1 protein-coding gene is annotated in these 885 nt (G+C 65.6%); it reads right to left on the reverse strand.

The window, feature by feature from the left end:
• Window positions 1-251 precede the first annotated feature (251 nt).
• Window positions 252-530 (reverse strand): cytochrome d ubiquinol oxidase subunit II, encoded by a 279-nt coding sequence (locus G6R25_RS24255; RefSeq protein WP_163554682.1) that lies wholly within the window; start codon window positions 528-530, stop codon window positions 252-254.
• Between the last annotated feature and the right edge of the window lie 355 nt (window positions 531-885).

The raw sequence follows: 885 nt of genomic DNA on the forward strand, positions 1-885 counted from the left end.
TGACATACGGATAAATCCTCCTGAGGCTCATGCCTGCGGGGAGGAGTGCCGGCCGCCAGCGGGGCCCAGCAACGAAAACGATGGGCCGAGTCGTGGGCCCAGGCACCCGTCGCGCCAGAGGTTGGCACTCGACCTTACCGAGTGCTAATCCCTGTATAGCCCTCGACGCCTCGGAACGCAACGGCGCTGCCATACCACGAGGTCGTCCACCGGCCGGTGCGGTCGCCGCCCAGGCACAGGCGACGTGGCGGTCAATTGTGGTGGGCGTCCGAGGTGTCGGGGCGGAAAAACAGCCGGAACAGCACGAACATCGACGCCACGATCACGGCCATGCCGAGCCCGGTCACGATGATCATGGCGATCAGGTTGGCTTCGGGTGCCGCGGCCGAGGCGACCGTGGCGTGCCCGACCACCAGGTCCGGGTACCGGGCCGCCACCCAGCCCCACAGCACCCCGGCGACGGCCAGGCCGGCGGCGATCCGCGCGGCGGCGAAGCGGTGCCGCCAGAGCAGTACAGATCGACAGGAAATCGACTGCGTCTATTGGCGCTTCACTTGGATTCAATTCGGCCCAGTGGATTACCGCTCGCCGACAGAGCTTCGCACGCCGCCGGCCAGTTGGAATCCTCAAGGTCGAGCGCATGGCGAAGGTAAGCCGACGTGAGCCGCTGGATCAGGGCGACTCGTTCGGGGTTGTCGTCCGTCGTTTCCCTGGCCTCGTAGCCGGGGATTCTGCCAAGCGAGTGTTCCGCTCCGAACAGGGTCAGCAGGCTCTTGCTACCAGGACTCAGGAAGTATGGGTCGGCGGACCAGTCCGGTCCCCGCACGGACAGTGAGCCTTTCCCGGTAACGTTTCGTCGCTTTGCGTGACATCAATGTGGTGTTG

This window comes from Candidatus Frankia alpina, from assembly GCF_902806485.1.
GTDB lineage: Bacteria > Actinomycetota > Actinomycetes > Frankiales > Frankiaceae > Frankia > Frankia alpina.